20 protein-coding genes are annotated in these 21,287 nt (G+C 52.4%); 8 read left to right on the forward strand and 12 right to left on the reverse strand.

Features of this window, described 5'->3' with window-relative positions; genetic code table 11:
• Positions 1 to 3 precede the first annotated feature (3 nt).
• Both MKZ24_RS23530 and MKZ24_RS23535 read right to left on the reverse strand, forming a co-directional pair.
• Positions 4 to 1,863, reverse strand: coding sequence for a cache domain-containing sensor histidine kinase (locus MKZ24_RS23530; protein ID WP_340787234.1), 1,860 nt, complete (start codon positions 1,861 to 1,863; stop codon positions 4 to 6).
• Positions 1,864 to 1,887: 24 nt separating this feature from the next.
• Positions 1,888 to 2,901: a substrate-binding domain-containing protein gene (locus MKZ24_RS23535; protein WP_042235806.1), complete on the reverse strand. Its 1,014-nt coding sequence runs from the start codon at positions 2,899 to 2,901 to the stop codon at positions 1,888 to 1,890.
• Positions 2,902 to 3,157: 256 nt separating this feature from the next.
• Here MKZ24_RS23535 and MKZ24_RS23540 point away from each other — a divergent pair, with 256 nt between their 5' ends.
• From MKZ24_RS23540 to MKZ24_RS23555, 4 genes are all read left to right on the forward strand, one after another.
• Positions 3,158 to 3,346: a hypothetical protein gene (locus MKZ24_RS23540; protein ID WP_042136633.1), complete on the forward strand. Its 189-nt coding sequence runs from the start codon at positions 3,158 to 3,160 to the stop codon at positions 3,344 to 3,346.
• A gap of 125 nt (positions 3,347 to 3,471) precedes the next feature.
• On the forward strand, positions 3,472 to 4,392 hold the full coding sequence (locus MKZ24_RS23545; RefSeq protein ID WP_340787238.1) for a helix-turn-helix transcriptional regulator: 921 nt from the start codon (positions 3,472 to 3,474) through the stop codon (positions 4,390 to 4,392).
• A complete protein-coding gene (locus tag MKZ24_RS23550; protein WP_340787241.1) occupies positions 4,382 to 5,374 on the forward strand; it encodes a hypothetical protein in 993 nt (330 codons plus the stop codon). Before MKZ24_RS23545 ends, MKZ24_RS23550 begins: the two co-directional genes overlap by 11 nt.
• Positions 5,371 to 6,357 (forward strand): hypothetical protein, encoded by a 987-nt coding sequence (locus tag MKZ24_RS23555; protein WP_042235797.1) that lies wholly within the window; start codon positions 5,371 to 5,373, stop codon positions 6,355 to 6,357. Before MKZ24_RS23550 ends, MKZ24_RS23555 begins: the two co-directional genes overlap by 4 nt.
• A gap of 15 nt (positions 6,358 to 6,372) precedes the next feature.
• On the opposite strand, the gene MKZ24_RS23560 is transcribed toward MKZ24_RS23555, so the two are convergent.
• The 4 genes from MKZ24_RS23560 to MKZ24_RS23575 form a co-directional block, all read right to left on the reverse strand.
• A complete protein-coding gene (locus MKZ24_RS23560; protein ID WP_340787245.1) occupies positions 6,373 to 8,184 on the reverse strand; it encodes an LTA synthase family protein in 1,812 nt (603 codons plus the stop codon).
• A gap of 426 nt (positions 8,185 to 8,610) precedes the next feature.
• On the reverse strand, positions 8,611 to 9,600 hold the full coding sequence (locus MKZ24_RS23565) for an aldose 1-epimerase (protein WP_042235792.1): 990 nt from the start codon (positions 9,598 to 9,600) through the stop codon (positions 8,611 to 8,613).
• Positions 9,601 to 9,686: 86 nt separating this feature from the next.
• Positions 9,687 to 10,412: an MgtC/SapB family protein gene (locus MKZ24_RS23570; protein ID WP_039298052.1), complete on the reverse strand. Its 726-nt coding sequence runs from the start codon at positions 10,410 to 10,412 to the stop codon at positions 9,687 to 9,689.
• 224 nt (positions 10,413 to 10,636) lie between these two features.
• A complete protein-coding gene (locus tag MKZ24_RS23575; protein ID WP_042235790.1) occupies positions 10,637 to 11,428 on the reverse strand; it encodes an SDR family oxidoreductase in 792 nt (263 codons plus the stop codon).
• A 192-nt stretch (positions 11,429 to 11,620) separates the two neighbouring features.
• On the opposite strand from MKZ24_RS23575, the gene MKZ24_RS23580 reads away from it, so the two are divergent.
• On the forward strand, positions 11,621 to 11,743 hold the full coding sequence (locus MKZ24_RS23580) for a hypothetical protein (RefSeq protein ID WP_269322101.1): 123 nt from the start codon (positions 11,621 to 11,623) through the stop codon (positions 11,741 to 11,743).
• Between the two features lie 149 nt (positions 11,744 to 11,892).
• On the opposite strand, the gene MKZ24_RS23585 is transcribed toward MKZ24_RS23580, so the two are convergent.
• The 3 genes from MKZ24_RS23585 to MKZ24_RS23595 form a co-directional block, all read right to left on the reverse strand.
• Positions 11,893 to 12,687: an ABC transporter ATP-binding protein gene (locus MKZ24_RS23585; protein WP_039298046.1), complete on the reverse strand. Its 795-nt coding sequence runs from the start codon at positions 12,685 to 12,687 to the stop codon at positions 11,893 to 11,895.
• Positions 12,674 to 13,600, reverse strand: coding sequence for an ABC transporter permease (locus tag MKZ24_RS23590; RefSeq protein ID WP_042136618.1), 927 nt, complete (start codon positions 13,598 to 13,600; stop codon positions 12,674 to 12,676). The genes MKZ24_RS23585 and MKZ24_RS23590 overlap by 14 nt, the downstream gene beginning before the upstream one ends.
• Before the next feature lie 68 nt (positions 13,601 to 13,668).
• Positions 13,669 to 14,745, reverse strand: a complete 1,077-nt coding sequence (locus MKZ24_RS23595) for an ABC transporter substrate-binding protein (RefSeq protein WP_042235785.1) — start codon at positions 14,743 to 14,745, stop codon at positions 13,669 to 13,671.
• Between the two features lie 326 nt (positions 14,746 to 15,071).
• Here MKZ24_RS23595 and MKZ24_RS23600 point away from each other — a divergent pair, with 326 nt between their 5' ends.
• Entirely contained in the window at positions 15,072 to 16,001 is a 930-nt protein-coding gene (locus MKZ24_RS23600; protein ID WP_042235783.1) for a C40 family peptidase, read from the forward strand.
• Between the two features lie 99 nt (positions 16,002 to 16,100).
• On the opposite strand, the gene MKZ24_RS23605 is transcribed toward MKZ24_RS23600, so the two are convergent.
• Together MKZ24_RS23605 and MKZ24_RS23610 are read right to left on the reverse strand one after the other, a co-directional pair.
• Positions 16,101 to 18,809 carry a calcium-translocating P-type ATPase, SERCA-type gene (locus MKZ24_RS23605; protein WP_042242388.1) on the reverse strand — a complete coding sequence of 903 codons (2,709 nt, stop codon included), beginning with the start codon at positions 18,807 to 18,809 and terminating at the stop codon, positions 16,101 to 16,103.
• 141 nt (positions 18,810 to 18,950) lie between these two features.
• Positions 18,951 to 19,364, reverse strand: a complete 414-nt coding sequence (locus tag MKZ24_RS23610) for a DUF2500 domain-containing protein (RefSeq protein ID WP_231637855.1) — start codon at positions 19,362 to 19,364, stop codon at positions 18,951 to 18,953.
• 182 nt (positions 19,365 to 19,546) lie between these two features.
• Between MKZ24_RS23610 and MKZ24_RS23615 the strand changes: the two genes are divergently transcribed.
• Positions 19,547 to 19,906: a hypothetical protein gene (locus MKZ24_RS23615; RefSeq protein ID WP_340787259.1), complete on the forward strand. Its 360-nt coding sequence runs from the start codon at positions 19,547 to 19,549 to the stop codon at positions 19,904 to 19,906.
• Positions 19,907 to 19,976: 70 nt separating this feature from the next.
• A complete protein-coding gene (locus MKZ24_RS23620; protein WP_042235778.1) occupies positions 19,977 to 20,849 on the forward strand; it encodes a YitT family protein in 873 nt (290 codons plus the stop codon).
• Between the two features lie 111 nt (positions 20,850 to 20,960).
• Here MKZ24_RS23620 and MKZ24_RS23625 read toward each other — a convergent pair whose 3' ends face one another.
• Positions 20,961 to 21,248, reverse strand: coding sequence for a stage VI sporulation protein F (locus MKZ24_RS23625; RefSeq protein ID WP_039298036.1), 288 nt, complete (start codon positions 21,246 to 21,248; stop codon positions 20,961 to 20,963).
• Positions 21,249 to 21,287: the final 39 nt, after the last annotated feature.

The following is a 21,287-nucleotide window of genomic DNA, read 5'->3' on the forward strand; positions in this document are numbered from 1 at the left end:
TCCTTATTCCTTCGCTGGGTAGCTATCGCGGACAACCGGGTGCCGGAGTGTTACAACCGTTCCCGTTCCAGGTTCACTCTCAATCATAATTCCGTAAGGCTCACCATAAGTCAGCCTGATCCGGGCCTGCACGTTCAGAATTCCGTATCCGCTGCCTGCGCTATCCGGCAGGGGCGTATCTGCATGCTCACGATCCTGTTTCCCGACAGCTTCAAGCCGCTGCTTAAGCATGCTTAGCCGTTCCGGAGGAATCCCGGCACCGTCATCACGAACGGTAAGATACAGCTCATTCTCCCGCTCCACCACCTCAATGGAGAGATGACCGGGACCACGGCGTTCCTTAATGCCATGATAGATAGCGTTCTCCACCATCGGCTGGAGCAGCAGCTTAAGCACGTACAGCTCCTGTAGCTGCGGCTCAACCTCAATCGAGTAGGTCAGCTTGCTGCTGTAGCGGACTTGCTGGATCTTCAGATAGCTGACGATATGCTCGAGTTCATCGGAGAGGGGAATAATATCACTCCCTTTGCTCAGCCCTAGCCGGAACAGCTTGGACAAGGACTGGACCACCTCGGCAATATCCTCCGCACCCTTGCTGCGGGCCATCCAGTGGATCGTATCGAGTGTATTGTAGAGGAAATGCGGTTTGATATGCGCCTGCAGGCTGCGCAGCTCTGCTTCCCGCTTTTGCCGGGCCTGCAGCTCCGTCAGTGACAGCAGCCGCCCAATCTGGGCCAGCATCGTATTGAAGCTGCGGCCCAGCAGCCCGATCTCGTCGGAACGGTTCCCCCAGTAGCGAATCGTCAGATCACCGGACTGTGCTTTGCTCATGAAAGAAGCCAGCTGTCCAATCGGACGGGAGATGGAATACGCCAGATAGAAGGAAGCCGTCATCCCCAGCATACAGACTACAAACACGAAGGTTACGACATTGAAGGTAATCTCGCGCACCCCAAAGGCTGACTCATCCATCGGAAACACGCCCATCGTAGTCCAGCCTGTAAAGGGAGAGGTCCGGTAGATCAGTTGCAAATGGCGGCCGTCCACGGTCTCCGAGGTGATTCCAGAGGACTCGGTGAATAGACCTGCCGGAATCTTTTGCATAATAGGGTGCTGCGGCGCATAGATCATCTCCCCATTGTTGTCCACCACCGTTAGATAGCCCGTCTTGCCCAGTGTGACATCCCTGGCCGTCTCGGCAATCACCCGCAACTTCAGATCGACCAGCACCACTCCCTGCACGACCTGCGTTTCCGGATCGACTATCGCCCTGACGGCAGAGACCACCTCGCTCTCCTGATAATCCACATGGGACATTACAGCGCGGCCGTATGGATGACCTACAATCTTGAAGATCCCTTTGTTCTCCGCTGCCTGCTTGTACCAGGCCTCCTCCGTCAGCTGAGTACCAGAACGGGTATACATCTCATTGCTGATGAAATCGCCTTCACTATTGACCAGCATTATCCCGGCAATCTCGGAGCTGAGCGTAGTGAAGCCCTGCAGAAACTTGCGGATGTTGTATTCAGCCGACTCCCCGTTGCCAGCTGCATTGTTAGACTGCCCCGTATTTACTGTATCCCCCTTCAGGAACTTCTGTACTCCCGGATCAAACGACATCAGGTAGGTTATCTTCTGCAGATTCTCAACATCGTTCTCAATCGCTGTATTCACTTTGCCGATCAGCTGCATAGTGTTCTCGTTGCTCTGTTCTTCCACAATCCGGTCGACGGTCCAGCCAATCAGCAGCCCCAACCCGATGGCAGGCAGGATGCTGATCAGCAAAAAGTGAATAATCAGCTTATAGCGGATTGGCAGATTATTCAGCTTCAGCTTCTCCATGTTCAGGCCGCTTCTCCGCATCACAGGCTCCTCCTCTGCTGCAGCCTATTTGGCATAATAGTTATCAACGTTCACCCGTGTGACCACGTCTATCCCTGTATCGACCGTATCCGGTACGGGCACGGGCTTATGGTTCGCATACGCTTCAGGGTCCGCTTCCAGATCACGGTGCAGATGAAACAGCTCCGTAAGCGACCAATAGCCCATATTCCAGGTACCCTGGGCCATCGTAGCGGCTATTTTTCCTTCCTTCACCAAATCAAGCGTCCCTTTATCGGTATCGAAGCTGATGATCTGCGGAACCAAGCCGTTGCCGTGAGCCGCATCCACCGCTTCCGCTACACCGATACCGCCATTGGACTCCGTAGCAAAGATCCCCGCAAGCTGCGGATATTCTCCCAGCAATAGCTCGGCAGCTTCCCGCGAGGCGACCTGGTCTCCCCGTCCGTTCTTGATCCCCACCAGCTTCATCTCCGGGTATTCACTGCGGATGGTATCGCTGAAGCCGTCTGTCCGTTCCTGATGATTGTGCTGGTCAGGCGTGGTGATTATAGCCACTTCACCTTTGCTGCCGGTCAGCTCCGCCATTTTGTGTGCGGCCTGGGTGCCGGCATTGTAATTATCTGTTCCCAGAAAAGAATAGGCCTTACTGTCCGGCGCTCCCGAATCAAACAGGACCACCGGAATACCGGCCTCCACCGCCTTGTTGATCGTCGCCGTGAGCAGCTTGGAATTCACCGCCGAAATCGCAATCCCCGCCGGCTTCTTGGCGATAGTCTGCTCCAATACGGTCATCTGTTCATTGGCATTATGCTGGGTCGAGCCGTGGTATTCCACGGACACATTAAGCTCCTCTGCAGCATCCTCGAAGCCCTTCAGCACGCTTTTCCAGTAGTCGATTCCGATCTGGAACGTGACCATCACATATTTATCTTCAATATTCCCGCGCAGTCCGGCTGTCTCCCACGGGTCCGCCGAATCCCCCTGCTGCTTGTAGTTCAGCACGTAGATCAGGAAGATGCCGATCAGCAGCACGTAGACAAGCCAGAGCTTTTTCACGTATGTAACCCCTTTCAAATCAAGAAATAAATGACGCCGTCCAGATTGTCCGGTCTTCGTCCAGTCTAGTCTAAAGGCTTGGCAGGCTTTCCGTCAATTACGATCCGCTGGATTGAACTGTTACAGCTAGAGCATCCGTTATGCGGACCAGAGACCTTGCTCTTAGAATTATGAATTTGATGCGACATTTTATGTCGTACCAGCTGTTTTATACTGGACAAGTAACATTCAAATTGCTGAAATGAGGACTACACAAATGGTAAAAACAAAGCGCGGACGGGTACTTTGGACCCTGCCCTCCCATGGCCGGGGCACCTGCCCGGTCTGTGGAACAACCAGAATTAAGCTGCTCTACACAAAAGTAAAGTCTGATGGGGGAACCCTGAAGGTCTGCAAGCGCTGCGACAAGGCGCCACAAGCCAAAGTAGATGCCGTAGCCAAGTAAACACAACCCGGATGTCCGCCCGGCTTCATGCTTCATGCATGGATGCCGGAGCGGCATCTTTACCTTGTTGCGGTGGAAGTTCATCAGACGCTATACTGAAATCTGACAGAAAGGAGCGGAGCCGCATGAGCCATATTCACCGTATTCAGTGGTTTGACCAGCAAATCAGAAATGCCTGTTATCCGAACAGCAATATTCTTGCGGAGCAATTCGAAATCTCCAGGCGCCAGGCGCAGCGGGATATTGAATATATGGCGGAATCTCTACGGGCTCCGCTCCGGTACGTGGCCAGCCAGCGCGGATATATGTACGAGGATAATAGCTTTGTGCTGCCTCATCTGTACATCACCGACGAAGAGCAGCAGGTACTGAAATATCTGGCTTACCGGTACAGCCATTATGATTATGAGAACGGCCAGACTATCCGGAGAGTCGGTGGCCTGCTGGAACGGTTCACAGACCAGCCCCTGCAGGCTGGAGAATACAAGCTGCCTCTGTTTGAAGTAAATGCCCGGCGTCTGCAGGTTATCGGGCTCCTGGAGCAAGCCATTCAGGCCCGTAACGTAATTCACATCCTTTGCCGGAAACAGCCGGACAAACCGCAGGAGCTATATCTCTGTCCCCTGAAACTGAGCCGCCGTCTGGATGAAGATTATGTGCTTGCAGCTGTTGAAGGGAACTGCCAGACGGAGTTCTATAACTTGTCCGAGATCCTGCAGCTGAAGCTGACGGACAGATATTTTGCAACAAGCGAAGAATTTCCATCGGCTCCGCCGGATCAGATCCGGAAGCTGAAGCCGTTCACAGCCAGAATCCGGCTGAGCGGGATGCCTGCGGATTCCTCATGGGGAGGGTATACGATCCGATCCGCTGATGGAGAAGTCTATGAAATTGAATTTATTGACACGGATGCCTTTGTGGGGCAGCTGTTCAGCTCGGAATGGTCTGAAATTCTGTCCCCCAAATGGCTGAAAGAGAAAGTAAGGATCAGATGCCAGAACGTACTGAATCTGCTGAATGAACAGGAGAGCCGGAGTGATCATTAACGGAATACAAATGAAGCGCGAATCCAAATCTTTTACCGATGCCCTCTATGCCGTCCTCACTGCCGCAGGGTTATTCCATGGACCCACATTCATGCTCTCCGGGCTCAGCGGTATGGCCTTCAAATTCTCTGTGCATGAGAAGCTCTTCCCCTTCTCCGTTACCGCTTATGGACAGTGGGGCAAAGAGCATGGACCGGCCATCGATAATCTCGGCGTCCTTACCGGACATAGCGGAGGGAGAACAAGACATGATTCGTTCGCCGTATATCAGCAGGCCGCCATTGAAGATGTGAAGCATAGTCTGGACCGCGGACTCGCCTGTGTCTACTGGATACCGGAGTTCGGCGTTATTCACGGCTATGATGAGGACGACCGGGTGTTCTATGTGCAGGATGGATCGTCCATCGAGACCCGTTATGTGCTCTATGATAACTTCGGCCTCAACATTACCCCGTTCTGGTATTGCCAGTTTTTCGGAGATAAGGTTGATATTCCGCTGCATGACGCAGTACTGGAATCACTGAGGCTCGCCCTTGAGGATTGGGAGACTCCATACAAAACACTGCCCGATCAGAGCATTGCATCAGGCAGAATGGCTTACAGTTTCCTGATCCGGGCTCTTCAGCAGGGAAAGTTCGACAGCAGCGGAGCCGTCTATATTCTCGAATCACTCCTGACAGCGCGCTCAGAGATCCGGAGTTATCTGCAGGAGGTTCAGTCCGTCTTGCCGGGGCTGAATGAGGTTCATAGCATTTATGCTGAGCTGGATGAGATGTTGTGCGGGCAGTCGAAGGCTGCTCATACGCTGATTAACGGCAGCATGACGCTGGTGCAGCAGCAGCTTCCCTCACTCTGTGCCGCCTTGCAGCAGGCGCTTGAGCTGGAGGAACGCGCTATGCAGCAGTTTAGATTAATCTCCGGGCGGTATCCGGACCGGAAACGTTCCATTCTGCCAAGATGGGGGGCGCATACGGCCAGATGATGAACAGAACAGAATTGGATTCAGTACCAGCGGCCTTGCATCCTCCGCAGTTGACTCATTCTTATGTAGATGCCATGTACCAGGTTCTGTCGGCTAACGGCTGGTTCACACTGCCCAAATATATGTTATCCGGAATGACTGCCTCCTGTTTCCGTCTGTCCTTGCATAGGCAGCTTCACCGTGACTCACCTACGGCTTATAACTGGATGGCTGAGCATACGGTAGCTGCAGATTTAATCGGAATGATTTCGACTCAGGCGGCAGGGTTTCATTTCGCTCCTACATTTCCGCTCTATCAGAAGCAGGCTATCCTGGAAATCCGCAAATCGCTTGAGCAAGGCACTCCTGTCGTCTGCTGGAAAGATAAGTTTGTGGTGATAACCCGCTCCGATGATCAGAAGCAGGTATTCTGCTACAACGAAATATCTTCAAGAGCAGAACTGGAGCTGCCTTATGATCAGCTGGGAAGAAATGCGAGCCCTTATTGGCACTGTCAGATCTTCGAAGGACAGATCCGGAAGGACATAAGGCAGGTGATCAGAGAATCCTTCCTCCAGGCTGTATACAAGGCAGAGGTACATGATCCGATGCTGCCGGAATCGCAGTATGCCTGCGGACTGCAGGCTTATGATGCCATGCTGGACGCCTTGTCAGGCAGATCATATGATGCTTCCGGTGCTTATGAAACCTTGGTGTTCTATGCTGCCTCTAAGAAAGACGCGTCCAGCTATACCAGAGCAGCCTGCGAATATTGGCCTGAGCTCGAGTCTACCGCCAGCCATTATGAGCGTCTTTCTGCTGTCTATCATGAAATTACAGCTCTATTAAGCCCGAACGCGTCTCATGCTCCAACTCTACGGCCACAAAGGCTGCTTCCTCTCATCCGCGAGGCTAAGCATACCGAGGCCGAAGCGATTCAGTCCATCCGCGTGCTGCTGCGCGAGCCGATCGAGAACCGCTTCCATGATGTGGGGCTGCGCTGAGTCATGCTATTCCGGTTAGAACATTAAGCCTTCCGCGTACTTCTCCCCTTCCAGCAGATCATATTCGATCAGGCGATAGTCATCCAGCAGCTCCTGCTGCCCGGGTGTCAATCCAGTCAGGATTCCGCTGCTGCCGGACCCGACCAGCACATTCTTGCTGAGGCCGGGGATTTCTTCCTGCACCTGCTCCAGCAGCTTGTAATAGGCAGGCAGCGGCTGGCCGGATAGTCTAAAGACGGTTGGGCCAAGGTAAGCCGGACTAAGTGTCCCCAGCGGCTCATTTCCGATATCATAGTTAGCCAGAATCAGCAGCTGCGTCTCGTGCTTCAATCTAGGCTCCTGATCCCAGCCGGCCTCTGTATAGATCCCGGCGGTCAGCGCCGGCAGATGGTCGCCCCAGAATACAGCAACGGTTGGACGTTCAATCGTCAGCAGCTCTTCCTGCAGATAAGCCAGTGCCTCGTCGGTCAGCTTAGTATCCTGCACGTAAGTCTCCAGTTCGTCCTTCTGCGCCGGCTGTCCGCCTTCTACGGTAATCGTGTTCGGTCCGTTCAGCCCTTTGGTGAACGGGAAATGATTCTGCATCGTCACCAGATGCAGGAAGGCCGGCCTCGACGCCGACTTAAGCTCGCGGACAGCCTCCTGTACAGCAGCCTTGTCGGATATATAGCCATCCGGGGTGAGGCGGTTAGCATCCGGCAGATCCTTTTCACTGATGAAGCTGTCAAAACCAAGTACCGGATAGACACGGTTGCGGTTATAGAAGGTCTCATCGAACGGATGCAGCGCCTGTGCATGGTAGCCCCGCGATTTTAGAATACTGACGATGGACGGCATTGAGGACATTTTGACAATCCGCTGTTGATAGGGAATGGTTCCGTCCCCAAGGAAATACATCGACAGCCCGGTCATGGCCTCGAATTCAACATTGGCTGTATTGCCGCCGAATTCCGGTGACAGCAAATAACCAGACGGAGTCTCATCCGCCGCCGTATGAATGAATTTCAGCGGATCTTCGCTTAAGGTATACCCCGGCAGACGCGTAGGGTCAAAGAAAGCCTCATCCATCATAAACAGTATATTCGGCTGTTCCCCGGGACTGGCTACCGCCGGTTCATCCGGCAATGCCGAATACTTAGCTGACACCGCTTCAACCGCTTCACGGCTGTACCCTTCGGGCTTCTCCAGCAGGCTCTGCCGCAAATTCCCGGCAAAAGCAAATATGAATCCGTTCTGCGAATAATTAACCTTCTGGTTCCAGAAGATGTTCTGGTAGTTCATAGCGGTAACAACAGACGAATGGCCCGACACAAGCACAAGAAAACCTGCGCTCAGCGCGACTGAGATTCCGCCCAGGCTTAAGCGTAAAGGCAGCTTGATTCTGTTCCTGGGCAACTTGCGGATCATGTACACCAGACCAACAGCCACTAATATTGCGGCTATTACCGCCAGCGGTGAGATCATTCCTTTGGTAATCTTGCTCATTTCACCGGCATTCTTGACCAGCATCAGATCCCATGGAAAAAGCGGCTCTCCTCGCGTGACAAGCTTCTGATAATCAGCTACACCCAGCATTAGACACATTAAACTGACAACTGCAGGCCCTGCATATGTATTAGGCAATATCACTGAACTTAAGAGCAGAATGAAGAAAAGGAACAGACCTCCCGCACCATACAGCCAAGGGTAACCGCGGGTCCACTGCAGAGCACCGGATATATTCATACTAAAGGATGCTGCCTGCAGGAAAAAATTCAGCACAAATCCCCCGGCCAGCAAGACTAACAGCAAATACGACAAACGTTTGGAAGGCAATAACCGCGACAAATGGATTCACTCCTAACTAGATTAAAGGAGTAGTATACGCCTTTTAGCTTAAAGCCGCCTTAAAATTCAGTATCCAAAAGAAGTACATCTTCGTATTATGCACCTCACAGCCTCCTCCATAATCCATGGATACGAGATTTCCAGCACGTTATTTCTGCAACAAAAAAGAGCAGCAAACTTCGCTGCTCTTTTTATATATTCTTCAAAACTATATAGCTTGAACTTGAAAATATACAATGAGGGTGGAGTGGCGGAAGAGAAGTTTGAACTGTAGGAGCGATAGCGTCCGCCTTTAGGTTTGTATTTCTACTGCGAACAGCAGTTTAAATCAGGAAATACAAACCCAACAGTGGCCGGAAGTCAAACATTCTCTGCAGCCTCGGCTAATCCCTACAGTGGAATTTTCCCGGTTCAATCTATTTCCCCCTACTTCACATATAGGCGGCTAGTCTCCTCCCAATACTCCCCTGGCTCCAGACCAAACAATCCGATGTCATCGGCACGAAGATCTACCTTCGGTGCATTCACCAGGTTGATTTGCGGCTCCGGACAGAAGAACCCTTCGGTAGCTCCGTTGTTCCAGATCATCCACTGCTTATAGGAGGTTCCCACATCATACACCAGGGTAACGCCGGCTTTGCTGTCGGTAAGCTCCATACGGTTGCGGCCATTCTGGGCTACAGCGGTATAGTGGTTATCCATTGGCGCATAGAACGGATACAAGCCCTCATCACGCAGTGCCACTTCATCCGCAGTCAGCTCCTGGAATTTGCCGGTCGGCAGCATCCGGTCGCTAAGCTCCCAGCGCTCGCCGATGGTCAGCTTCACACGGTAATCCTGCGGCGTGCTGCCTGGTGCGAACGGAGCATTAATGGCAGTATGGAACGCCAGCAGACAAGGCATCAGCTCTGCGCCGTCATTATGAACCAGCAGTTGCTGGGACAGGCCGCCTTCTCCCAGAGTATAACGCAGCTTGACGGTGTATTTGAACGGCAGATATTGATAAGAAGGATGATTCTCATCCACCTTGATCGCTACAGTGACGAAGCTTTCGCTTTTGCCGCTGCCGAATTCTTCGACCTCCCAGGCTGCTGTATGTAGGAACCCGTGCAGATGGTTACCCGTCTTAGCCTCATTTACCGGAAAACGGTAGGTTTGTCCATTCCACGGGAACTCTCCATCCTCATATCGGTTCGGCGGGAACAATACAGGGATGCCGTGAATCCCGGGGTTTGCCTTGAATGCTTCCATTTCCTCTGAGCCCGGCTCATGCAGGAAACGGTAACCGCTCTCAGTATCACGGAAGCAGATCAGGTTGCCTCCGATGCCCGGCAGAACTGCGGCCTCATAACGTCCAGCTTTGAGCCAGACTGCGGCCTCTCCCTCATATTGTCCTTCAAATGCAGTAATCGACATAATAACTTTAAACTCCCTTCCATAAACTCATAATGACTCTCTCATAGATAGAGTACCACATCTGCCGGATTGGCAACATGCCAATTTTACAGCTGTTCCACTTCGACACTCATCACATGTTCAATTTTCTTCACATCATAATAGATTTCCGTAGCATAATCACGGTCTGGTGCGGAGATCACCATATCAATCATTTGTCTCCCGTCTTCGAGATCCTTGATCTTCATCCGCCGGATCGTCCGGCCGGTTTTACGTGTTTTGCGCTGCTCGGCAATGATATGGCGCTGCTCAATTTTCTGGATCACATCGGTTAGAATATAGTTCGGTTCCATGATGATCTTAATCGATATCTCATGTTTGTTCAGCACCTCCGGGCCAATGGCTTTAATTAGCAGGGGCACTGCATTTACTGCGAACATAAGCAGCACAACTGCATAACCCGCTTCTACATAGAATCCCGCGCCGACCGCAATCCCGATACCGGAAGCCGTCCAGATGAGCGCCGCAGATGTGAGTCCCGATATCGCATCTCCCCCTCTGCGCAGAATGACGCCCGCCCCGAGAAAACCGATCCCGCTGACAATCTGCGCCGCCAGACGCATCGGGTCCATATTGGGATGATCTGTACCGCCGAACTTGTCATAAGCATGGATCGAGACCAGCGTTACCAGGCAGCTGGCGATGCTAATGACCATACTGGTCCGGATTCCCAGCGGTTTCTGTTTCAATTGCCGGTCAATCCCGATGAACAGCCCGAACAGCATGGCCACAAGCAGCTTCACAATCGACTCCGTGTGCAAATCAATATTCATAGTTGTCCTCCTCTCCGTGACAGATAGAATCAGTATACCTGAAAAGCACTGCAATCTTTACAGTAATTTTTCGCAAGCAGATTTAAAAGAAAAAACGGACGTCTGCACCTCTGTACCCGGTCATCAATCAGTACCTGATGAGCTCCGGCAAAGGGACAACGCCCGCTTGTAGTAAAAGGCTGTACTCCATACATTATATGAGTGGAAAGGTACGAATAGAAGAATCAGCCATGCAGCAGCGATTCTGCTCCATCACAGTAGATTTCCGTTCCTGTAATATGATCCGAATCCGCAGAAGCCAGGAACAGCGCCAGCTTGGCTACCTGATCAGGACGCCCGGGTCCCTTCTCCAGCGGCTGTCCGCCATCCGGGAATTCAACCTCGATCTGCACTTCCTTAAGATCATCCGAAGGGTACGTATTGTCATCAATATTAGTGGTGATCGCACCAGGACAGATGGCGTTCACGCGGATTTTGAACTGGGCCAGCTCCAGCGCCGCCATTTTCATAAAAGCGACCTGCCCGGCCTTCGTTGTGCTATATGCTGAGAATCCGATGTTGGAGAATACACGGTTACCGTTGATGGAGCTGTTGATCAGGATGCTGCCGCCCTGCTCCTTCAAATGGGGGATGGCATATTTGACCGTAGCGAACGTACCGCGGAGATTGATCTGTATGGTCTGGTCCCAGGACTCAATATCCATTGTCTCAATTGGTGTCATCGCTCCGTTAATCCCGGCATTCGCAAACACGATGTCAAGCTTCCCCCACTTGGCAACAACCTGCTTCACGGCGTCCTCCACCTGCTGCGGCTCAGCGATGTCGCATTCGAACACAGCGGCTTCTCCGCCTTCCTGCACCACCTGACGTGCAACCTTCTCTGCGTTCTCCACGGTCCGGTCCAGAAGAGCCACCTTAGCTCCATTTCTGGCGAACTCCAGCACCGTGGCCCGGCCGATGCCCGATCCGCCTCCGGTTACGATTGCTACTTTGCCTTCCAGCTTCTTAGTGTTCATATGTGTAGTTTCCTCCTATGGTCATTGTTGTTCAAAATCAAGTTCTTTCGTTAAATATACCTCCCATACCGCTTGGTGAATCGGCTGGCCCTGCTGTTTTGACAAAGCATATTTGGGGATATAATTTAAGAGGCTCTAATGAAATTGACTTTAGACATGCTTTTATTTTCTACACAGAGGAGATTATTACTCATGATGAATCATAATGAAGGGATCCGTGATCAGATCTGCGCTGCGGTCTCCGGCCTCTCGTCCGAGACCCTGAACCGGAAGCCTGAAGGCAAATGGTCAGCTGTGTTTCATCGGCATTTATGAAGAACGTCATCTGACTCAACTGAAGGAAGCCCTGGACGGATTTAACCGAATCCTCTTCACCATTAAAGAGTAAAGACACAACAATAAAGGCTTGAGCAGCTGTCCATTTAACAGACAGCACTCAAGCCTTCACCAGGTTCGATACCTGCTTATCCCAGCATCATCCGGTCATCCGCCAGCTTATGGCCGCTAATGGCTTCGAATTCACCAAGCAGCCGCTCTACCGTCAGATCCTTCTTGCGGGATTCATCAAAATCGAGAATGATCGACCCCTTGTCCATCATAATCAGCCGGTTGCCTAAACGGATAGCCTGATCCATGTTGTGGGTGACCATCAGTGTAGTCAGCTTCATCTCACGGACAATGGATTCCGTAAGCTTCGTGATCAGTTCAGCGCGCGAAGGGTCCAGCGCAGCTGTATGCTCATCCAGCAGCAGAATCTGCGGCTGGGTGAAGGTCGCCATCAGCAGGCTAAGCGCCTGCCGCTCGCCTCCGGAGAGCAGCCCTACCTTAGCGCGCAGCCGGTTCTCCAGGCCAATGCCCAGCTTGCTGAGCTGCTCCCGGAACAGCGTGCGTCTGGCCGCATTCACTCCGAAGGACAGCCCGCGGCTCTGACCCCGCTTATAAGCCATGGCCAGGTTCTCCTCAATGGTCATATGAGGCGCTGTACCAGCCATCGGGTCCTGGAAGACACGGCCGATCCAGCGTGCGCGCTGGTACTCGGCCAGATTGCTGATCGAGCTGCCTTCAATGCGCGCTTCACCGAGATCCGGCTTCATGACACCGGATATAATATTCATCAGTGTCGATTTACCGGCCCCGTTGCTGCCAATAATCGTCACGAAATCTCCGGCGCTCAGCTCCAGATCTATACCCAGCAGGGCAATCTTCTCGTCAGGGGAACCCGGGTTGAACAGCTTGGATACATTATCAAGCTTTAGCATCGGCTGCCCCTCCTTTCTTGCTGCTGCGGGTCAGCTCCGCAAGCTCTTCAGTCCGTCTGCGGGCCATCGTCTTCTGCTTCAGGAACCGCTGAACAGACGGGAAGACGAGGGCGATGATAACGATAATAGCCGTAATCAGCTTGAGATCCGAAGCCTTGAGCCATGGCACCCGCAGAGCCAGCGCCACAACGATCCGGTAGACGATGGAGCCGAGCACTACAGCCAATGTAGCGCGGAAGACGTTACCCGCACCGAATATCGCTTCCCCGATAATTACCGAAGCCAGCCCGATAACAATCATGCCTATACCCATGGATGAATCGGCAAATGTAGAATATTGAGCGATCAGTGCACCCGAGAGGGCCACCATTCCGTTCGCCAGACTGATACCGAGAATCGTCGTAGTATCCGTATTGACCCCGAAGCTGCGGATCATCCGGGAATTATCTCCTGTTGCACGCAGGGCAAGTCCAAGGTCTGTACGCAGGAACAGATCCATCAGGATCTTGACCAGCAGAACCACAAAGGGCATAACCAACAGAGGATTAATAGAGCTGAAAAGAGATACCTCACCCATTAAGGAAACATTCGGCCGCACGAGAATCCGCAGATTGATGGAATATAGCGCAATCATCATCAGAATCCCGGATAGCAGGCCGTTGATCTTCCCTTTAGTGTGCAGCAGTCCTGTACACATGCCTGCAGCCATCCCTCCGAGCAGGGCACATACTGTTGCCAGCAGCGGAGAATATCCGTGGGTTATCATGACCGCGGCAATCGCGCCGCCGGTGGTGAAGCTCCCGTCTACAGTTAAATCCGGAAAATCAAGAATACGAAATGTAATATACACCCCGAGTGCCATAAAAGCGTACAGCAGGCCCATTTCCAGGGCGCCGATTAATGAACTATACATAGATGACTTCCTCCCTCAAGCGGCAAAGGGCGCCCGCATTGGGAACGCCCCCTTATGATATCTGTATGTTATTGAATAATGTTATTGTCAGGATCTGCAACTTCAGCCTTCATAGCATCGGTTACTTCAATGCCCTGAGCTGCTGCCGCTTTGAGGTTAAGAATGAGATCCAGCTTCTCTTGCATCGTTACCTTCATATCACCCGGGCTTGTACCGTTCTTAAGCACTTCCACTGCCATTTCGCCAACCTGGTAGCCATGATCATAATATTTGAAGCCTACAGTTGCAAAAGCACCCTTCTCCACCGTATCACGGTCTGCAGAGAAGAACGGAAGCTTGTTGTCATTGGCAGTCTGAATGATTGTATCCACACCGCTTACAACAGAGTTATCAAGTGTAATGTAGAGGGCATCCACACGTCCAACGAGGGACTCAGCAGCCTGCTTCACTTCCGATGTATTCGTGATCGCCGCCTTGACCAGCTCAATACCGTGCTTGTCCAGCTCTTCCTTGGCAATATCCGCCATAACTACTGCGTTAGGTTCACCTTCATTAATGACAAGTCCCAGCTTCTTCACATCCGCAAACTGCGTTGCGATGAAATTCATCAGACGCGTAATCGATTCTGGATTCGTATCGGATGCGCCGGAGACATTGCCGCCGGGATGATCCAGGTCGCTTACAAGTTTGGCATCCAGCGGGTCAGTGACTGCCGCGAACAGAATTGGTGTGTCCTTGTTTACATTCTGCACGACCGATTGAGCGGAAGGAGTGGCGATGGCCAGTACCAGGTCATTTTTGTCGCCGGCAATCTTCTGGGCAATGGACAGGTTATTTGCCTGATCCGCCTGGGCATTCTCCAGGTCTACCGTCAAATTCTCGCCTTCCACGATTCCGGCGTCCTTCAGTGCCGCCAGGAAGCCTTCCCGTGTTGCATCCAGCGACGGATGTTCTACATACTGTGAGATGGCAATCGTATAGGATTTGGTCTCCGCAGAACCGGTGTCTGCCGGAGCGCTGGTTGCGTTTGCCGGAGTATTTCCTGCATTGGCTCCATTATTTACGGCTGCATTATTGTTACCGCAACCTGCTGCTACCAGCATCAAGGACATACTCAGGCCAAGCCAAATGTTCTTTCTCTTCATCAGATAACCCCTCTTCTTTTACGGATTCAGCGCGCGAACCTGGGTTAGCGGTTCAGCAGTATCGCTTTCATCTTTGAAAGCATTAAAGCAAAAGCCCGCACCATTTCCGCATCCACTGCCGCAATCTATTAAACATATATTATATGTAGGTTGATTTTCCGTCAATCATTTATCACGGCTCCATATTTTACAAAAAACGCACAATGGGCTGATGTTTCGACAAGAACAAGCCTGTTGCTCTTGACATTGATTGCTAAACCCTTATCCACATAAAAAAAGCCGCCCTGCACAAACTTTACTTAAAGTTTGAAGATGGAGCGTGCCAAATGCCAATAAACAACGCATACAAAACTGCGGCCACAGCCGCACTGCTTACTGCCGTCATTCTTGGCTCAACCGCCTGCAGCTATTCCAGCAAGGACGATACCCCGAAGGGGAATTCGGTTACGCCAACCGGAACATTTGCCGGGAGCTACTATGAGAAGAATGCCATCACGGACAAAGAAGGCAAGTATTGGATTCCGCTGAAGCCGGCCGCTGCCTCCATAGGATACAGAATGAAAGACGACACCTCAAGCGGAGGATATACCAAGCTGGGCTACAGCGATGTAATGTACATGCTCCGTCCGGATTCCAGCCAGGTTTTCTCCCTGGGGGAGAAGATCACCCTGCCGGATGTTCCTATCCGCCGCGAAGGTCAAATCTACATCACGCCTAATGCATTGTCCAAGCTGCTGCAGACCGAGGTTGGCTGGAATCCAAGCACCGGAGAGATCAATATTGCTGCCCCCTCTGACAGGGATACTACTGCCAATACTGGTGCAGGTGAAGCAGCTAAGCCGCTGCGGATCCAGAGTGTCTCCAATGTGGATACCGGTGAACTAATCGCCTATGCCAAGAAGTATCTCGGCGTACCCTACGATTTCGGTGCCGGACCTTATGAGGAGACCAAACGGTTTGACTGCTCATCCTTCACCCGTCATGTATTTAAGAAATTTGGTGTCGATCTCCCTCGGCTGGCCAAAGATCAGGATAATATCGGCAGACGCATATCAAGAAGCGAGCTGGAGCCCGGGGATTTAATTTTCTTCACGGTACCCGGCCGATTCGAGAGCGACGCCATTCCCGGTCATGTAGGCATCTACATGGGGGGCGGCAGTTTCATTCATACTTGGGGCGATCCCGGAGTACAGATCAGTGACCTGGACAGCGGGTACTGGAGTAATGTTATTCTGCACATGCAGCGGGTGTTATAATCCCCTAAATATAACAAATGCAAGGAAGGTTACGGGCTTCTGCCGAAGCGCCGTACCACCTTGCATTTTTTTATGCCACCGCCATTGTCCGGCAGTATACTATTCCCAGTTCTTACTGCGCCCGCTTAAGCGGAGAATCAGCTTCACCAGCTCCACAATCACCACTATCGCCACTGCAGCCCCGCAGACAATTCCCCACTGCAGACCGCTCAGATGCTCCACTCCGAACCATTCATTCAGCCCGGGAATGATAATAACCAGCACCAGCAGAAGTCCCGAGATGACCGAAGCCCCCAGCATGTAGCGGTTGCTGAACAAGCCGATCTGGAACAATGACTTGGTATTGGATCTGACATTGAAAGCATGGGTAAGCTGCAGCAGTCCCAACGTCGCAAAGGCCATCGTGACTGCAACACCTTCGTCGTAATGGGTATGTGCCCAGTAATACACCAGCAGGGTCAGTGCCGCCTCAAGCAGCCCTTGATAGATGATTCCAATCCCCACGCCTCCGGCAAAAATACTGCTGCTCGATTTACGCGGCTTCTTCGACATCACATCATTATCCGCTTTTTCCAGTCCGAGCGCGAGCGCCGGCAGGGTATCTGTGACCAGATTAATCCACAGGATATGAATCGGTTCAAGAATCCGCCAGCCGATCAGTGTCGCAATGAACAGGGTCACCACTTCCCCCAAATTGGCCGACAGCAGGAACTGGATCGCTTTGCGGATGTTGCTGTATACCTTGCGGCCTTCTTCGACAGCAACGACAATCGTAGTGAAATTATCATCGGCCAGTACCATGTCGGATACGCCTTTGGCCACATCTGTTCCTGTGATCCCCATACCAACGCCGATATCCGCTGATTTCAGCGCAGGCGCATCATTGACTCCGTCACCGGTCATAGCAACGATTTTGCCCATTTGTCTCCAGGCCTTGACGATCCGCACCTTATGCTCAGGCGATACACGGGCGTACACGGAATAATCTGCCACTCTTGTGGCAAAATCCGCCTCGCTGATCTGATCCAGCTCGCGCCCGGTCAGCACCGCCTTATCATCGTCGATGATTCCAAGCCGCTTAGCAATGGCGGCAGCCGTGTCCCGGTGGTCCCCGGTGATCATCACCGGACGGATGCCCGCCCGTCTGCACACGGCAACCGCATCCCGGACCTCCTCGCGCGGCGGATCGATCATCCCGGTCAGGCCGATGAACACCAGATCCTTCTCCGTCCCCTCCGGCGAAGGATCGGAGGGCTGCTCTGCATGGTCGCGGTAAGCAAACGCCAACACCCGCAGCGCTTCGTCTGCCAGACTTTTGTTGCTGGCTGTGATCCTGCTGATATGCGCCTCCGTCAAGGGCACCACGGTGCCGTTCTCTTGAATATGGCTGCATTTGGACACCAGTACATCCGGCGCTCCCTTGGTTAGCACCCGAAACTCACCGTTATCCAGCTTATGAATCGTCGTCATCAGCTTTCGGTCCGAATCAAAAGGCAGCTCATTCACCCGCGGATAACGCTGCTCCAGCTCCCGTTTGTCTGTCCCGATGCTGAGTGCGAAGTCAACCAGCGCCGTTTCGGTAGGGTCGCCGATAATGGCTTTACCGCTCCTTGTCCCGCCTGCTAAACCAGGCTTCACCTCTGCCCGGGCCCCATCCGAAGCTTTATCTGCAGCACTTTTGCCTTCGTCTATGCTGGAATCATTGCACAGGGTCATCGCCTGCAGTAGCAAATCACCGCCCGGCGTATCGTTAAGCTTCGAATCGGCCTCGACCGTCTCTCCGCCAACATACAGCTTTTCAACGGTCATCTTGTTAAGTGTTAATGTGCCCGTCTTGTCAGAGCAGATAATCTCCGTACTGCCCAGTGTCTCCACAGCAGGCAGTTTGCGGATAATTGCCTTACGCTTAGCCATCCGCTGCACGCCTAGCGCCAGAATGATGGTTACGATGGCCGGAAGACCTTCCGGAATCGCCGCTACTGCAAGTGAGATGGAGGTCAGCAGCATATCAAGCAGCTCTCTGCCCTCCAACCAGCCGACCACGAAGATAACGACACAGACACCCAGGATAATGAAGGTGAAATATTTTCCAAGCTCATCCAGCTTTTTCTGCAATGGGGTAACTTCATTCTCCGCCTCGGAGATGTATCCGGCGATCCGGCCCACTTCGGTATGCATCCCCGTAGCCGTTACCACACCCACACCCCGTCCATAGGTTACGCTGCTGCTCATATAAGCCATATTCGTCCGGTCACCGATCACAAGATCGTTGCCTTCCAGCACTCCCGATTGCTTATCCGAGGGCAGTGATTCACCGGTCAGCGCCGCCTCCTCGGTCTTCAGTGACGCCGCTTCGAGCAGACGTAGATCAGCGGGCACCACGTTGCCGGCTTCCAGCAGCACAATATCGCCAGGCACCAGCTCCTCGCTTTTGATCTCTGTGACCTGTCCGCCCCGGCGGACTCTCGCCTGCGGAGAGGACATGCTTTTGAGAGCCTCCAGCGCCTGCTCCGCTTTGTTCTCCTGGATGACGCCCAGCACCGCATTCAGGATCACCACCAGCAAAATGATAACGGTATCCGTCCACTCTCCAAGGATTCCCGAGAGTACGGCAGCCGCCAGCAGGATGAAAATCATTACATTCTTGAATTGCTCAATGAATTTGGCCAGCAGCGATTTAGACTTGGCTTCCTGCAGCATGTTCTTGCCGTAATGTTCCAGTTGCCGTGCCGCTTCTTCTGCAGTCAGCCCTGCTTCCCTGCTCTCCAGCTGCTTTAGCACCTCAGCCGTATCCAGAGTATGGAACAGTACACCTTCTTTACTTTTGCTTTTAGTAGAATCTGAGTTCAAATCATCCGCTCCTTCTATAATTTATTTAGTTCAATCAAACCCTTATATGGAGTTTTACCCAAAAATAGCAGGAGAATTCTAAAAACATATGTATATTTATCAAAGGTTGCGCCTGCTCGAACGGGCGAATCCTTTGAACCGGGTCCCCTTGCTGGTCAGCTCCCCCCTGTCTCCCTCAACGATCAGACCATACGCTTTGGCCTTCACTTCCAGCTCCCTCCGGTTCCCGTCCTGGAATTCAAAGGTTACATAGTAGCTGGTGTGAGTACCCGCATGCCCTCTGCCGCCCCACACCTCCGCGCGTTTAGTAACTGCTGTCGCCACCCTCGACTCGAGCGGGCTGGCATTGTTGGTCATCCAGATCTTCAGGGCTCTGGTAATAGTGTAAGCAACAAAAACTGCGATCAGCAGCAGCACCAGCTGTAATAAATATGGCCCTTCGGAGAAGAAGCCGCGGGAGGAACTGGCTAAAGCCGAATTGAGAAATCCGTTAAAAATGCCCTCTATATGCAAATTAAACGCTCCTTTGGTAAAAATAATTATAAAATGTTCATTTTACTAGAGAATACGCGGTGTACCGGCTCTGGTTTCGTATTTTCATGAAATTCCCCCCCCAAAAAAAGTGCCGGAAATTTGGTCCTGCCCAGAATCATATGTTATGCTTTAACTACAATATACAGTAAGGAGGTGTTCTCTTGATGACATATCTAGCGCGCTTGTCCATTTCTAAGCTGCTGAAGGCGGCCTTCATACCGGTGCTTCTCCTGACATTTCTGGCTGCTTCTTCCCAACTGCTGAACGTACAGGAGGCTTCCGAAGTGCAGCATGCCAGACTGGAGCGTTATGAGCATAAAATGGCTCAGCCGGTCCGTGTGCACAACACAACGTTCCATTACATTCCTTCCGCGCGGCTGGCCCATCCTGAGAACCTGCTGGCGCTTCATCCGGAAGCGTCCCTGCCTCTGCTCTGTGTGTCGTTTTTCCCCATCATTTACATCATTCTGAAGCGGCTGCTGCTGTATCCGCTGAAATGCACATCACACTTTATAAGGTAAAGGCTTTCCTAAATCCTTTGAGTGCACAACGCATTATCATTCAGGTTTCCTGCTGAAAGGAGGAAATCCATTGAAAATCAGATATAGAGGGGCTGCCCCCCTGCGCCCTTCCAGAATACTTCGCCTGCTCTCGGTTATAGGCGGGGGCTTGCTCGCTGCTGTAGGACTGGAACTGTTCCTGATGCCGCACAAGCTGCTGCCGGGCGGCATCGCCGGATTGTCTGCCCTGCTGTCTCATCTGACCGAAATGCGTCTTGGCTTATTTCTGTTCCTGCTCAACCTTCCGTTCATTCTAATGTCGCGCAGGCAGATTAATCTCCGGTTTGCCCTGTATACAATGCTTGGATTAATCTGTCTGACGGCGGGCTCGCTGGCCCTCCACCACTTCCCTGCCGCCACCAGCGAACCGTTGCCTGCTGCGATAGCCGGCGGACTGTGCCTGGGCTTTGGACTTGGCATCTCTGTCCGCTTCGGAGGCATTACCAGCGGAAGCGAGAAGCAGGGAGTCCGGCTGCTGAATGGCGGTCCGCCCAAATCTGCTGAAATGGTGATTATGCTGTTCAACTGTGCCATTCTGCTTTTTGGCGGTTCATTGTTTGGGTGGGATCAGGCGATGTACAGCATCATTGCTTACCTCCTGGCCTTTGAAGCCCTGCGCTTCTCGTTAAGAGACTTATCCCTCTCCCAGGCTGTCTGGATTACGAGCAGAAACTGTGAAGAGATCCGCCGCAGGCTCCAGCAGTCTCTTGACCGCGAAGTAAAACTCGTCAGGTCCACCGGTCCTGAGGGACAGCCGGGCACCGTCTTCTGCCTGGCTAGCAGGCTGGAGGAGGAGAAGCTGGCTTCCATCGTCCACGGATGCGACCAGGATAGTAAGATTGTCATTAACGCGGCCCGGAACAGCCGGATTTCTGCGCTCTTCCGTAATCACCCGCCAGGATGACCAAGGGTATTCACCGGACAGCTTCCAGCCCCTGATCAACCAAAAAGCGTTCCCGCATTTAGTTGCGGGAACGCTTTTTGGTTAGATCAGGCAAGGGCAGGCTCCGCCCTGTCAGCGGAACATTCCCCATAAGCGGATCAGGTGAAATGTGTTGCCCGGATCAATCTTCTGGGCAATCACAAATTTAACAATTTGCTCTTCCTGCGAGGACGTCAGCTTCTCATTCATCACTGCAGAAGCGTTGCGCACCAGTCTGCGCACAACGGCAGTGTCCTGCAGCTCTTGTTTGGAAATTCCGTTGATCATATTCTTGATGCGTTCCTTAACCGCCGGATTCTTCATCTTCAGCTTAATGCGATCCACCAGCGCAGGACTGATTCCGAATTGCTGATAACCCAAGCATAGCACCTCCCGTCATATCCAATCATTCACAGTATA

Source organism: Paenibacillus sp. FSL R7-0297 (assembly GCF_038009025.1).
GTDB lineage: Bacteria > Bacillota > Bacilli > Paenibacillales > Paenibacillaceae > Paenibacillus_AQ.